Origin of the sequence: Flammeovirga sp. MY04 (assembly GCF_001682195.2) — a bacterium.
GTDB lineage: Bacteria > Bacteroidota > Bacteroidia > Cytophagales > Flammeovirgaceae > Flammeovirga > Flammeovirga yaeyamensis.
Map to the genome: position 1 here is coordinate 853445 of NZ_CP003561.2, position 16676 is coordinate 870120.

Annotated in this window: 3 protein-coding genes; 1 reads left to right on the top strand and 2 read right to left on the bottom strand. The window is 36.0% G+C overall.

The window, feature by feature from the left end; genetic code table 11:
- Positions 1-72: 72 nt before the first annotated feature.
- Positions 73-13659 (bottom strand): PKD domain-containing protein, encoded by a 13587-nt coding sequence (locus MY04_RS23405; RefSeq protein ID WP_066214886.1) that lies wholly within the window; start codon positions 13657-13659, stop codon positions 73-75.
- A 24-nt stretch (positions 13660-13683) separates the two neighbouring features.
- Positions 13684-14742, bottom strand: coding sequence for a PorP/SprF family type IX secretion system membrane protein (locus MY04_RS23410; protein ID WP_158297876.1), 1059 nt, complete (start codon positions 14740-14742; stop codon positions 13684-13686).
- Positions 14743-14933: 191 nt separating this feature from the next.
- Here MY04_RS23410 and MY04_RS23415 point away from each other — a divergent pair, with 191 nt between their 5' ends.
- Complete coding sequence (locus MY04_RS23415; protein WP_066216759.1) at positions 14934-16589, top strand: M1 family metallopeptidase; 1656 nt, start codon at positions 14934-14936, stop codon at positions 16587-16589.
- Positions 16590-16676: the final 87 nt, after the last annotated feature.

Sequence of the window (16676 nt, forward strand, 5' to 3'; positions counted from 1 at the left end):
ACTTTTTTAATTGAAATGTTTAGAAGATGTAAATCGTATAATAACAATTTACATCTTCTAATATCAAGTAGTTTAATATATCACCGAAATTCCTCTTTCTTCTCTAAATATTTTTCCAGGATATAGTTTATTCTCATAGGTGATGATATAAATATAATCACCAATAGTTACTTTTTTACCTCTGTACATACCGTCCCATCCTTGAGTAGGATCACGTAAATCGTGTTCATCAGTATACTCTTTATGGAAAATAATTTCTCCCCAACGGTTGTAAATGGTCAGCTGAATGTTGATCATGTCTTTACCTTCGATGAAGAAGGTATCATTAAGACCATCACCGTTAGGAGTAAAGGCAGTAGGAGGTGTAAACTTCGGAGGACATAAGTCATACACTTCTATTTCGAACTCTTCAGTACAACTTGTTTCAAAAGTGAGGTCAGTCATACGTACTCTATAACGGCCACCTTCTTCAATGGTAGCTGTTGGATTACCTATTTCTATATCTTCCCAGACTACAGCATAGTTTTGATTATTTGTAGCAGTTATATCTATAGTTGCTCCATCCTCAAAACAGAAAGTGGTATCTGCAGGAAGTAAACTTGTTGGAAGTGCATTTAAAGTCACATCTATAGTATGTTCGTATAAACAAGGCTCTGAACTAGGATCACTTCTTAACCACATTTTATAGGTGTATTGACCTTGTTCATCCACATCAATTGAAGTTGTACTTTGCCCGTTATCCCATTCAATACCAGCGATTAATGAAGGGTCAGCATCAATAGTATTTAATGTAATTACATCTGTCTCACAAGCCACTCTTTGAGATGAACCCAAACCATTTGGTAGAACAACCACTTCAATAGAGTCTCTTCTTGCACAATCTCTTTGGTTGAAAGTATTTACATAATAGAATCGACTTTCACCTGGAGAAACTTGAATACTATTATTGGTATCACCATTATCCCATTCCCAACGAACACCACCATTAATGGTTAAGGTAGCAGTTTGTCCTTCACAAATATAAGCTGTTGGATTATATGTGATTTGAGCTTCTCTAATCACCTCAACTTGTTGTTGTACTACATCTTGACAACCTAAATCGTTGGTAATTATTAATGCTACATTATAAATGCCCTCTCTTAAGAATTGATGATCAACAGTAGGATTACCTCTATCTCCTGGGTTTACTTGGTCATTGTCATAATCAAAGAACCATTCCCAATCGATAATTCCATTAGGTGTACCTCCTGTAGATCTTGTACCATCTGCTACTATACTTTCACCGACACAGATTAAAGATGGAATATCTAATCGAGCTACTGGAGAAGGTTGGATAGTTAATCTTCTTGTTTCAACTGAACTTTGACAACCTAAATAGGTAGTAATTCTTAAAGCGACTTCATAGTTTCCTTCACCTTGATACATATATTCCATGATAGGTGTTGTAGAAGTGGTATCTACTTGGAATGTGCCACTGTAACCAAAATCCCATTCGTATGTTACACCACCTGCTGGAATTTGAGAGGCTGAAGCATCAACTGTAATCGTATTTCTTGCACATCCCACATCCTCAGTTAAATCAATTACTGGAACAGGATCTTTTTGGAAATAGACTTGAACGGTATCGATTCCAGGACAAACTCCTGGCATAGCTGTATTATAAGTGGTTAATACTACATCTGCAGTCATTTCTACAGCGTTGGCATCAAAAGTTGGATTAGATACCGTAAAGAAATAACCATTTAAGTTAGATCCTTGAAGTGTACCTCCAACTTGATTCACGATTTCCCAATTATAAGAGATGTTGGTCTGTTGAGGGAAAGAAGAATTGACAGTAATACTTCCATCCTCACAGCTTTCTTGTCTTACGGTAGGTAGTCCAACCAATGGAGAACGGTGAATCGTAAAGGTGTATCTTTTTACACTAGCACCACCCGTACAATCTTGTTTTATGATATTGGAAACTTTTACATCCACTTCAAAAGTGATTTGTTGTGTTCCTACATTTAGATAATCAGTATCTTCTAATAGAACAGATAAATTCTGATCTCCAGATGTATTCACAAGATTGGTAATTCTTGTTTCACCTCCTGCCGAAGCACCTGTAATACTACCTGGAACTAATGTCCATTCAAAGATATAGTCACCAGTAAAATCTTCTGTTCCAAATGGATAGATCACCACTGGTATAGCTGAACAACCTTCTGCGGTAGCATCAGGAATTGTAATTTCAGGGATACGAGTGAAGTTGATGGTATATTGCTGAGTAGATATACATGTAGGGTGAGAAATATTTGTAGCAGTAAGCTCAAATACAACGGTGACAACACCAGAACCAGAAGCAAAATACGTATTGTCAATAGTCAAACCATTCAGATTATTTGATGTATTCCCATTGAACCCATTAAAATAAGTATCAGCTGTAGCATTTCCTCCGGAAACACTTATTACGTTCCAAGAAAGGTTAAACAAACTTTCATCAGAAACTACTCCAACAAGGTTAGCCGTTTGCTCAGAACAGATCGTCATATCATTATCCGAATCAAATTCTGCAGAACGAGTCAATTCAATATTAATGGTTTTTGCAATATCATTACAGCTACCATTTTGTTGTACGGTCAATGTTCCTTGAATAGTAGAACTACCTGCTGTAAATGTGATATCCGCCAATTGCAAACCACTTTGATCAGGACCGTTGGCTACTAAATTAAACGTACCGCCAGTAACACTGCTTGTCCATGTATGTTGAATATTTGTAGCATACAAAGCATTTTCAGTAAATACATCAATGGTATCTACTCCATCAGCACATGTTGTAAAATCAGTGTACTGATCTAATGACATTTTTCTATTAACTACCACAGGGTAGGTCTGAGTAATAGCAGAACAAGCCCCATTAATGGTTAACTGAACATTGGCAGTAATTTGATCACTACCATTGGTAAACTGAATGTTTGAAGCATCCAAACCTGATTGTCCGTTACCTTTGGTCTGAATATCAAAAGTACCACCTACATAACTTGTAGGATCGATTTGCCATACGTATGTCCAACCACTTACTAAATCAGTCTGACCAGCATAGATTTCATGTGTCATAGGATCTTGATCAAATGCACAAATGGTGTTCATCGTAATGCTTGTCGCATCTACTGTTCTAGTGATAGTCAATGGTAAGTTTAATGGATAATTACCACAAGCACCGGCAACATCTAAAGTAATTGTACCTGTAATCTGACTCGAATTAGGATCGAAAGTCACATTATTGAAAATCATTTCAGAGTTATTGTTACCACCTTGTGTAACAGTTAAACTACCACCAGAGATATTGATCACATCCCAAGTATACACATAACCTGTTACCGCATCAGGGTTACCCGGAATAGCGATGACATTGGTAGAACCATTGGCCAAACAAAGATCCAATTGAGGAATAGTGGTGGCTTCAGGCATTCTACCCAAAATCACATTAATGGTTTTACTTTCGATATTACAACCCGTATTATTTGTTACTCTTACTTGAGCAGTAATTTGAGGCGATAATAGATCAAAAGTGATGTCATTAAATATCAATCCAGACTGATCAGGCCCTTGAGTACCCAAATTGAAAGTACCTCCTGAAAGCGAACCAGAAACAATTTCCCAAGTGTAATTGATTCCGTTGATAGGTTCCATCAATCCAGCAAACACAACTACATTTGTGGCATTTTGTAACTGACATTCATCAATCTGATCAGGGAACAGACTCATGTCTATTCTTCTATTTACTGTGATATTGAAAGTAGTGTCTTGAGTGGCACAACCACCTGTAGTGGTTAATTGTACATCAAATGACATTGAATTGGCACCATTCGCAAAATCAAGATTATCAATTTGTAAACCTGAATTGTTGGCACCCGTACCCGAAATTGTTACTGTTCCATCTGCTGCATTTGGAGGGGTGATAATGTTCCAAGAGTAAGCAACACCTGTAAGGGTTTCAGTAGAGGCAGTAATTACATTTTCGTTGGTAGTACCATCCAATAAACAAAGTACCTGATCTGAAATTCCAGTAATATCTGGAATACGATTAATGGTGACAGGAATATTGATACTTCCAGCATCACAATCTCCAGAAACTTGAAGAGCGATTTCACCTGTAATTTGTAAGGAGTTATTATCAAATTGTATGTTACTAGCTGATAATGTCGAGTTGATATTGCCTGAAGGATTGATATCAAAAGTACCTCCGTTTAAATTGATAGGAGCTGCTGCCCAATCATAATTAAATCCTGGAATTGTTTCTAAGATACCATCATACAATATACCTTGACCACCATCAATCACACAAAGTGTATTAAATGTAGTACTCGTTAAATCTATTTTTCTATTTACCGTAAAGCTATAATCTCTAATGACTGTTTCACAAGGACCATTAATTTCTAAAGTAGCTGTAGCTGTGATCTGACTACTATTAAAATCAAAATCAATAGCATTAACTTCCAATCCCGAACCTTGTATACCTTTGGCTTGTACATTTAAAGTACCTCCCGTAACACTACTATTTCTTAAAGTCCAAGTATAAGCAAAGCCAGGTAAATTTTGAGTCTCGCCAGCATACAATTCATAAGTGGCAGGATCAACATCAATAGCACAGATTGTGTTAAGGTTAACTGTTGAAGGATCAATTGTTCTATTAATAGTTAACGGAAGATTTAATGGATAATTACCACAAGCATTGGCAACATCTAACTGAATAGTACCTGTAATTTGTGTGCTACCGTTATCAAATGTGATGTTATCAAACAGTAATTCTGATTGATTATTTCCTTGTTGGCGTGTAGCTAACGTACCACCATTTAAATTGATAACAGACCATGTATATGCATAATTAGTCACTGCTTCAGTGTTTCCTGCAATAGCAATGTAATTGGTCGTTCCATCCGCTAAACAAAGATCTAAACTAGGAATTGTCGTTGCTTCAGGCATTCTACCTATCACAATTGGAATAGTCTTCGATTCTATGCTACATCCTGAAACGTTGGTCACTCTTAAATCAGCAGTGATTTGAGGTGAATTTAGGTCAAAATTGATGTCATTAATGGTTAACCCACTATTATCAGATCCATCGGCTTGAAGGTTGAAAGTACCTCCAGAAATAGTTCCTGATACAATCTCCCAAGTGAACGATAAGTTATTTACTGTTTCTACTAATGGAGAAATAGCAACAACATTTGTAGCACCTTCCAATTCACAAAGATCCAATTGGTTAGGGAAGAGGCTCATATCGACTCTTCTATCAATAGCAACATCAAATGAAGTGGTCACATCTTGACAACCACCTGTTGCAGTTACCTCAACCGTTAAATTGATGACATCAGAAGAAGGATCAAACTGAACATTAGTGAAATCTAATCCTGATTGATTAGGATTTACAGGTGATAAAGTAACTGAACCTCCATTTAATGATCCTGTTGCAATCGACCAATTATAAGTCACGCCCGTAAGCGTTTCTGTTGATGCAGGAATAACATTTACATTAGCTGTATTATTCAACACACAAAGTGATGAATTCGTGAATGAACTTAGATCAGGGATTCTTTGAATGATAACTGGAACGTTGACCGATGTGTTATCGCAATCTCCAGTTACTTGAAGTGGAATTTCAGCTGTGATTTGTAATGAATTATCATCAAAATCAATGTTATTAGCTACCAATTGAGAGCTATTATTTCCAGAACTTACCGTAGTGAATGTACCTCCATTTAAGTTGGTGATAGCACCCCATGAATAAGTGAATCCAGGAATATTCTCTATGGTTTCATCAAATAGTATTTGATTAGTTGCTCCATCTACTACACAAAGTGCATTTAAAGTCACAGCATTGATGTCTACTCTACGATCTATCACCACCGGTAAGGTGATCGTATGATCACCACAAGTATTTGATGAAACCGTTAATACTACGTTCGCTGTAATTTGAGGGCTGTTTGCATCGAAAACAATGTTCTGAGCATCCAATTGAGAATTCATATTACCTGAACTAGCTAAAGTAAATGAACCTCCGTTTAATGAGCCATTGTCTAAAGACCAATTGAATGTCCAACCTGCTAGGTTTTCAGTAATTTCTGCAAAAAGGTTTCCTCCATCGTTATTACCAACAGCACAAAGGTTAGTAAGACTCAAACCACTCACATCAGGTTCACGATTTAAAGTGAAGTTGACTCTTAATGGATAATTACCACAAGCATTGTCTACAGTAAGTAATAATGTACCCGAGATCACTGTGCTGTTATTGGCAAAGTTGATGGTATTGAACATCAAGCCAGAATCGTTGCTGCCATAACCACTAATTGTCACCAAACCACCAGTTTGAGAATCAATTGACCATTGGTAGTCGTATGTTCCTACAACCTCACCTAATTCAGGTAAACCAATCACGTTCACTGCTCCTTGATTTACACAAAGATCAAAATCAGTGATATTAGCCACAGACGGCATACGTCCAATTTGTAATGGAATATCTTTTGATTGAATTGAACAACCGTTGGTATTTTCGACTCTAAGTGTTGCATTAATATAAGCTTCACCAAAATTGAAAGTGATATTGTCTAACCACATTCCAGAATTATCCGTTCCTTGTGGATTTAAAGTGAAAGTTCCTCCTGTAGGTGAAATGACCGTCCATACATAATCTAAACCATTTACGGTTTCAGCAAGTGGAGTTAGAATATCTACATTAGAAGCACCATTCAATTCACAAATCTCAATTTGATTAGGGAAGAGGGTCATATCGACCGATCTGTCGATGGTCACATCAAATGATGTGGTCACATCTTGACAACCTCCTGTAATCGTTAAGTCAACAGTAAATGTAATTTGATTGGATGTCGGATTGGTGGATTTATCAAATACGATATCATCCAAATATAAACCAGAGTTCTGATTACCGTTAGGAACTAAAGTGACCGTACCACCTGATAATGTTCCGGTTCTAATACTCCAATTGTAAGTTAAACCAGTTAGGTTTTCTGTTGAAGCAGTCACCAATCCTTCTCCATCTGTATTGTCCAACGAACAAGTCACAATATCTGATAAAGAAGAGACATCAGGAATTCTATTAATTGTAATCTGCTTGGTTACTGCATTAGCATCACAAGAGCCATTTACAGAGAAAGTTACATCTGCTGTGATTTGAAGGCTTCCGTTGTTGAAAGCGATATTATCAGCTGTTAAACCTGAGTTATTGTTACCGAAAGGAGTAATGTCAAAAGTACCGCCCACCACATTGGTTAGCGTCCCCCAATTGTAATCAAAACCTGCAATGTTTTCTGTAGATTCATTGATAATGATTTCTCCAGTACTACCGTTAATCACACAAAGCGTATTGAAAGTTAGAGCATTAAGATCAACTTTTCTATTGATAACCACAGGAACCGTTTTCGTTTCTGTGTTACAGTTAGAAGTTACTGTAAATTCTAATTCACCATTGATAATAGAACTATTGGCATCAAAAACAATGTTGGTAATATCTACTCCAGAACCATCAGCACTGACTACAATATCAAAATCACCACCTGTTGGAGTTGCATTTTTTACCCATGCATAAGTTACATTAGAAATATTTTCAGTAACAGGAGCAAACCCTGTTAACGCAGATGTTTCGTTATTGAAAGAACATAAAGTGATATCGGTATAACTATCAATATTTATTCTTCTATTGATAGTGAAAGGTTCTGTTTCAGAGACTGTACTACATGCTGTAGTTTGGGTAAGAGTTACCGTACCTGTAATTTGATCTGATCCATTATTGAATTGGATATCGTTAAATCGTAAACCTGTATTTTGATAACCGAATTGTTCATAAGTGAAAGTACCTCCTGCACCAATGTTCACTGTCCAAGTGGAAGTAACCCCCATCCAAGTGTTGGTGTCATCATTTTGAGCGATAATTCCTGTTGCACCATCTTCTTCACAAAGTGTATTTAAATTGATGATGGCAGGGTCAGCAGCTAAATCAATCACTACTGGAATGGAAAGGGTATTGGTCCCACAAGTAGCACTTAAACCGACCACTTCCAATTCTATGGTTGTATTGATGATATCAGAACCGGTATCAAACGTTACATTATTAAAAACTAAACCTGAGTTATCAGTTCCTGTAGTTGAGATGGTGAAATTACCTCCAGTAATAGGAGATGTAAGCGTCCATGTGAAATTATAGCTAGGTGCTAAAGAAGGACTATTTTCACTTTCTACATTTACCACAGTATTTCCATTTCTTGAACATAATGAAATGCTGTAACCTGTTAATTTTAATTCGTCAGGTTGATAATGTATTGTAAATGGAATTGACTGATTAAAACTACCACAACTTGCATCTGGCCCTGAAATTACCAAGTCCAGATTACCTGTTATTTGTGTAGCACCAGGATCGAATGTGATGTTATCAAATTCTAAGGCCGAATTGTTGTTGCCTGAAGCATCTAATGTAAATGAACCTCCAACTACAGAAGAAGTAGACCAACTGTAATTAAAACCGTTAATGGCAATTGCTTCTTCCGTATATATAGAAACATCAGTATCGGCATTAAATGCACAGAATTCTATAGCTGTAGCAAACCTAGTGATGTCCGGAATTCTATTAATTGTTACCGGTAAGGTAATAGGAGTAGTTGTACACGCAGCATCAATGCCACTCACCGACAATTGTAACACCGCCTGAATCTGATTACTTGCACCAGTAAATTGAACATTATCAAACTCTAAACCTGAATTATTATTTCCATAAGGTTGTAAAGTGATTGACCCTCCTGAAATACTTAAGAAACTCCACGTATAGTTAAATCCTGTAATTGCCGTAGCATTTGGACTAAAAATATTGACATTAGATGCATTATGTAATAAACACTGATCTACTGATGTTAAAGCTAAAGGATCAGGTAATCGGTGGATAGTAAAAGGAATGCTATTTGATAATGTACCACAACTTGCCGCAGCTCCATTTACTGTTAATGTAGCCGTACCTGTAATTTGTGCACTTCCAGCATTAAATGTGATATTGTCTAACTGTAAACCAGAGTTTTGAGCGCCATAAGTAGATGTAGAAACGGTACCACCGCTAACACCACTAATCACCCAATTGTAAGAATACCCAGTTAATGTTTCTCCTTGTTCTGCAGCAATGATTTCTGTAACTGCACCTTCTGATAAACAGAATGTTTGAGCACCTAATTGTAACGCATCAGGAATTCTATTAATGGTTAGAGTGATATCTTTTGTAGCACCTGTACATGATGCATTCATTCCATTTACAGTTCCTCTAATCGTTGCAGTAATCTGATTTGAATTGGTAGAAAAATCAACATTATTGATAACAACACCCGATCCATCTGCACCAATACCTGCGACAGCAGCAGTACCTCCTGTAAAATTAGAAATACTCCAAGTGTAATTGTAAGCAGTGACTATTTCAGTACCTACAGCTTGAATCTGAATACCAGATTGTGTGTTAAACGCACAAATTTCTGTATCAGCTATTTCCAAAGCATCAGGTAATCTATGTATAGTATAGGTAAAAGTAGCTGTTGAACTTCCACATGAACCACTAAGTCCAGTTACTGATAATTGAACTTGACCCGTAATGATATTACTTCCATTATCAAAGTTTACATTCGTAAATCTTAAACCTGAATTATTATTTCCATAACTCACCAAAGCACCGGTAGTACCTCCAGTTTCTCCTCCTGTTTTAGACCAATTATAAGTAATTGTTGGTAATAGTTCAGTAGATGCAGTAATTACATCAATAGTAGTAGTACCTTCTAATACACAGGTTTCAAAATTAGGTAGATTAGCCAATAAATCAGGTATTCTGTCAATCGTAACAGGAATAGTAACCGTATTGCCACAGCTAGCATCCAATCCATTAATCACTAAATCTAGAGTAGCTGTAATTTGCTCAGAGTTGTTATCAAAATTGATATTCGTAAAATCAACTCCACTATTATTATTTCCATTTGGCGTAATACCAAATGTACCACCATTTAAATTGGTTAATGTCCAATCAAAATTATATCCAGCAAAGAATTCAGTATTGGCCACAACTGCATTTGTACTTGCAGTACCATCCACCATACACAAATCAATAGAAGTCAAGTTCAATTGATCGGGTTTTCTATAAATAGTAAATGGGATAGAAGTAGTAATCGTACCACAAGAAATATTAAGGCCAGTTATACTTAGGTTAATATTACCGGTAATGCTTGTGCTATTATTTGAGAAATTGATGCTCGTGAATTCTAATCCTGAATTATCAGTTCCTAAAGGTGATTCTGTAACCGTACCACCGGCAACAGAGGTAATTGTCCAAGTATAATTCGTTCCAGAAATAATATCTGATGTTGCATTAGGTGCAATCATTTGAATATTGGCATCTGGATTAAATGCACAAACCGTTACATCTGTTAAAGAGGCAACATCTGGAATTCTATGAATGGTAATCGGAATAGTATTCTGTAAAACACCACAAGAAGGATCAGCGCCTGTAACAGTAATTGTGGCAGTAGCTGATATGAATGCAGAATTAGGATTAAAAGTAACATTATCTAACTGTAAACCGGAATTCTGTGTTCCATAGGTAGAAGTAGTAATCGTTCCTCCAGAAGGTGTACTTACATTCCAAGTATAGGTATAACCCGCTAAAGTTTCTCCCTGTTCTAGAGCGATAATTTCACTAACTGCCCCATCAATTAAACAGAAATTAGCTAATGTTAGACCAATAGCATCAGGAATTCTATTGATGGTTAACGTAATATCTTTTGTTGAAGCAGCACAGCTAGCATCTACACCTGTCACTGTCCCTCTTAGAGTAGCTGTAATCTCTGTGGAACCACTAGAGAAACTGATATTATCAATTTGAACTCCACTATTATCAGTTCCGAATCCGTTTACATCAGCTGTTCCTCCAGTAAAATTAAATAGCGACCAAGTGTAATTATATCCAGCTACAATATCTGCATTTACTGTTTGAATAATTACGTTGGAAGTTCCATCAATTTCACATATTTCCGTATCGTTAATCTGTAAACCATCAGGTAATCTGTGGATAGTGAAATTAAATGTTTGAGGAGTAACCGTACAATTTGATCCAGCACCTGTAACTGTCACCTCAATAGTACCTTGAATAATGCTACTACCACCACTAAAGTTGGCCCCTGTTAATTGTAAACCTGAATTATCATTGCCATTTGCTAAAACGCTAATTGTACCTCCAGTAATAGTAGTGATATTCCAAGAGTAATTAATCGTTGGAAAATCTTCTGTATAAGGAGTAACAATATCCTCCATAATAATTGCACCATTTAAAGCACAAGTTTCAAAATCAGTCAGATTATTCAATACATCTGGCTGACGGTGGATGGTGACAGGAATACTCATTGTATTGCCACAAGTGGCGTCCAATCCATTAATCACCAAATCTAAAGTAGCTGTAATTACTTGTGAATTTGCATCAAAATTGATATTCGTAAACTCAAGACCGCTATTATTATTTCCATTTGGAGTTATTCCTAAAGTTCCACCACTTAACGCATTTAAAGTCCAATCATAACTGAACCCGCTAAAGTTTTCGGTATGAGCATTTACAGCGGTAAAAGTCGTTGTGCCATCAGCAATACAAAGATCCACTGATGTAACATTTAAAACATCAGGTCTCCTGAAAATTGTAAATGGAATATTGGTAGAGGTAGCAGCACAAACAGAACCTGTTACACTTAAAGTAATGTTACCTGTTAATTGAGTTGCATTCCCATTAAAAGTAACGTTATTGAATTCTAAACCTGAATTATCTGTTCCTAAAGCATTAATCGCTAATGATCCATCGGCTGGAACGTCTAGAGTATAACTCCAATTATAGACAAAACCAGGGATAATATCAGCTGAAGCGTTAGGAGAAATAACTAAATGATTTGAACTCCCATTATCCACACAAATAAATGGAGGAGGAGTAGAGGCAGCGGTTGGAATTTTATCTATAGTTACATTCAAATCAATTGTTGAAGGTCCACATGAGGCGTCCATTCCTCCAATGGTTAATCTCACAACACCTGTTATTTGTTGTTGATTTGCATTAAATGTGACATTATCTAAATTAAAACCAGTACCGTTTGCAGAAGGAGTTACCGTAAATGTACCGTTTGCTGAAGAAACGATTGCCCAGTTATAAGTATATCCTGTAAGAGGGTTGGCATCTTCAGCTACCCCCAAAATATTTGATGCTCCATCAATTGCACAAGTGGTAATATCTGTAAGTGTTAATTGATTTGGTTGTCTAAATATTGTAATAGGAAAAGTTTGGGTATTACATGAAGTATTTACTCCATTCGCGATTAAATTTATATCTGCAGTAATTACCGCATTATTTCCTGTAAAATTGATATTGTCTAAACGCAATCCAGCATTATCATTTCCATAAGAAACTAGATTAAAAGAACCATTTGTTACATTTGAGACTGACCAAGCATAATCAACTCCTAAATTATCAACACTGTTTGGTATATTAATAACTTGTCCCGTTGTTCCATCTAAAACACAAATAGGAGACGTGATAGCCGCCAAATTACTATTGACCAATCGAACATTTACTTGAAAAGTTGCTCCAGGACAACTGCCCGCTCCTCCACTTACGGATACGTCGAAGACAATATCAATAAATAAAGAAGCTGGGTCAAATTGGACATCAGTGATGGTTAAACCACTTTGATTACTGCCGGAACCATTAAATGTAACAGTTCCTCCTGTTGTACTGTTAATCGTCCATGAATACGTGAACGGATCGGCTACTGAAGGAATGATTTCACCAAGGTTTTGACCATTGGCGGCACAGACTTCAACCAATCCACTCACTGAAGGTTCAGGGGTACGATAAAAGGTAAGTGTAAATGTATCGGATTCATCATTTGCAGTATCTCCACAAGAAGATATACCAACCACCGTAACGGTAATGACGTTTTCTCCTATATCAAAATCATTATTGTCGATGGTGACATCAAATTGAATATCACCAGCATTGGTTGCATTTTGAGCTGCTGTAACTAAATCGTTATGTGCTTGAGTAGTTGTCCCGGTTGAAGCTTGAATCTGCCATTCTGGTGCAATATTAACACCATTTGGTAGGTTTGAAGCATCAAAAGTTGATATTAAAGATTGTGTAACACTACCACCAGGAGGTACACATTGATCAATAGGTAATACTTGATCAAGGGTGATAGGAGGAGCAGTGTAATAACCTACAGAAACTTCTTTGAAATTATAGCATGAGGTAGGAACGCCTCCATTATTATTGGTATCTTCTGAACATCCCACTTCCCATACTTCTACTCGAAGCATACCGAAGTTGATACCATTGTTTATATTTTTATCTCCCTGTATCTTACAATTGTCCCTGTCGTCTTGACCGTTAATGACGAGTGAGCCCGTAATATCGAATAGTGTCCATTTGTATTCATAACTCTTAGATGGGTCTAAACCTGTTAATTGGTAATTTATTGTACCATTATTGGTTTTTTGACATAATAAGATGTCATCTATAGAGATAAATGGTTGAGCATAGGAAGAAGAACTTCCCAATATCGTTAAGAAGAAACAAGTATATAAAAAAATATGTAGTATTTGCTTTTTCATCAGTACAATGCTTTAAGCGCTAAATTAGTTGATCCAAGGAGTTGAACATGGTAAAAGTTCTGCCTTACGTTTTTTCTTTTTTCTGTAGTTTTTATACAAATTGAGATCGTACCCTAAAGAAATTTCATGAGACATTGCTGCTTGTTGAGGAAGTTTGGTTAAAGTCCAATCCATACTGTAACCAAATTTGAGTTTTTTGATTCTGGTGCCTACCATTAATATGATGGCATCGTGGTTGACACTGCCTTGTTCATTTTGTTTTATGACAGGTAAGCCTCTGTACCAAAAACCAAATATCATTGGATATAAATTGGCATAAGCTCCTAAACTTAATTGGGAGTATTTACCTTGTTGCATAAATAAGGCAACAGGTGTAATCGATTTTCCTTTATAAGAATACACTGTTTTTCTTCTATTGGCATATTCTAGAGGGATTACATAACCACCCATCAAAGAGAATTTCATAGGGTAACTTTGCTGTCCTCCAAGAAAATTCACATTTGGGGAATTGATGTGATGAAAAGAAACACCTCCAAAGAAATTACGCCCAAAAACCAATGCACCTGCTGATACATCTGGAGCAAAAGCATTGGTATTTAATAGTTGTTCTTGTGTTGAACCACCAACAACTCCTCCCTGTCCAATTTGATCAGAGAAAAGTAAACTATTAAAAGCCAAAGAAGATTGCATTACACCAACTTGTAATCCAAAGTTGATTTTTACTTCTTTTGAAATGGATAGTAGATATCCTCCAATAATATCAAAATTGGTATTTGTAAAACTTTGCCTTTGATTAAGAGTAGAGCGATCTTGACGTATCGTGCCACCCAAAGAAATATTCTTACTTGGTATAAATTGGTCATAGCCTACCATGAACGTTTCAAAATTGGCCGGTAACCCAACCCATTGATTCCTATAATTAAATGTTGCTCTAGCATCGTATGTATTTCCTACCATGGCAGGATTTAGATACAACGGAGCAGCATAGAATTGTGAGAATTGTGGATCTTGAGCTTTAGCGGTCAATACGATCAGTAAAAGTAATACAGTCATATTACTTTTTAATAATTGTATTGGTTGCATAATCTTCATCAGTATTCAGTGTATCAAAAAAAACAGTACATTTACTTTAACGTGAATACCATGCCAAAAATGTAATTTTTAGATTCTCATTTCTCAAAAAAAAACACATTTGTAAGAAAATCACTGTAAATGTCTTGTTTATAATTTATATGAATGATATTTATAAAAATTTGAATTCAATTAATATTTATATGAAAATACTAATTCAAACTATACTTTTATTAGGGTTGGTTATTACGACTTCTTTTGGTCAACTTTTACAAGATCATCATCAACATTACACAGAACAAGATACATTAAGGGGTACTATTACTAAGGAAAGAGCTTGGTGGGACCTCTTGAGATATGATCTAAAAGTGGAGGTGCTACCCAAAGAAAAATCGATAAAGGGAAGTAATACTGTAGTCTATAAAGTCATTGGTGGTGTTGAGAAAATGCAAATTGATTTACAGGAGCCTATGAACATTACTAAAATCCTTCATGATAAAAATGAACTAACATTTGAAAGAAATGGGAATGTTTTTTTGGTCAGCCTAACGAACCAATATAAACTAAATGATATCGATAGTATCGAAATATTTTATGAAGGTACTCCAAAAGAAGCAGTAAAAGCACCTTGGGATGGAGGATTCACTTGGGCCAAGGATGAAAATGGAAACGATTTCATTGCTACATCATGTCAAGGTTTAGGAGCATCTGTTTGGTGGCCGAATAAAGATCATATGTACGATGAGCCTGATCTTGGTATGGATATATCTATAGAAGTACCTGCAAACTTAATGGATGTATCAAATGGTCGTTTGGTAAAAGTAAAAAAGAATAGAAAGAAGAAAACCAAAACATATCATTGGCAAGTGGTCAATCCAATTAATAATTATGGAGTGAACATCAACATTGGTAATTATGTACATTTTGGTGAGCAATACGAAGGGGAGAAGGGTGCTTTAGATATGAATTATTATGTCTTGGAACATAATTTAGAGAAGGCCAAAAAACAATTTACTCAAGCAAAGGACATGATGGAAGCTTTTGAACATTGGTTTGGTCCTTATCCCTTTTATGAAGATGGTTTTAAATTGGTAGAAGTGCCTTACCTAGGAATGGAACATCAGAGTTCGGTGACTTATGGCAATAAATATCAAAATGGGTATTTGGGGAGTGACCTTAGTGCTACTGGATGGGGCTTAAAGTTTGATTTTATTATTATACATGAAGCAGGTCACGAATGGTTTGCAAACAACATTACCGATAAAGACATTGCAGATATGTGGATTCACGAAAGTTTTACAGCGTATTCAGAATGTCTTTTCGTAGAATATCATTACGGAAAAGAGGCAGGGCTGCAATATGTGAGAGGAACACGATCTGCTATTCAAAACGATCGACCGATTATTGGTGATTATGATGTGAATTCAGAAGGATCAGGAGATATGTATTACAAAGGAAGTAATATGATTAACATGATCAGAAGAATACAAAATGATGATGAAAAATGGAGAGCATTGTTGAGAGGAATGAATAAAGAGTTTTATCATCAAACAGTAGATACGAAACAAATTGAAGACTATATGTCGGAAAAGGTAGGCGTCGATTTATCCAAAGTATTTGATCAGTATTTAAGAAGCACATCCATCCCAACTTTAGAATATAGGATTGTAAAAGGTGGTATTTCTTACCGATATATTAATGCTATGGAAGGTTTTGATATGCCAATTGATGTGATGATTAATGGAAAATTAAAAAGATTAAATGGATCGACAAAATGGCAAATGATAGAAGCTTCTGACGTGAAATCTTTTGAAATTGACCCGAATTATTATGTGGGTTTAATGGAAATCAAGATCTAGTTATTTGATGAACCAAAAATTATAATCATTGACCCAATACTCCAACTGTTTCCATAGAAGAAGTGTGACATTTGTATCATATCAAAA

Coding starts and splice junctions, on each gene's coding strand:
- MY04_RS23415 (WP_066216759.1), top strand. CDS start 14,934: ATGAAAATACTAATTCAAACTATACTTTTATTAGGGTTGGTTATTACG.
- MY04_RS23405 (WP_066214886.1), bottom strand. CDS start 13,659: ATGAAAAAGCAAATACTACATATTTTTTTATATACTTGTTTCTTCTTA.
- MY04_RS23410 (WP_158297876.1), bottom strand. CDS start 14,742: ATGCAACCAATACAATTATTAAAAAGTAATATGACTGTATTACTTTTA.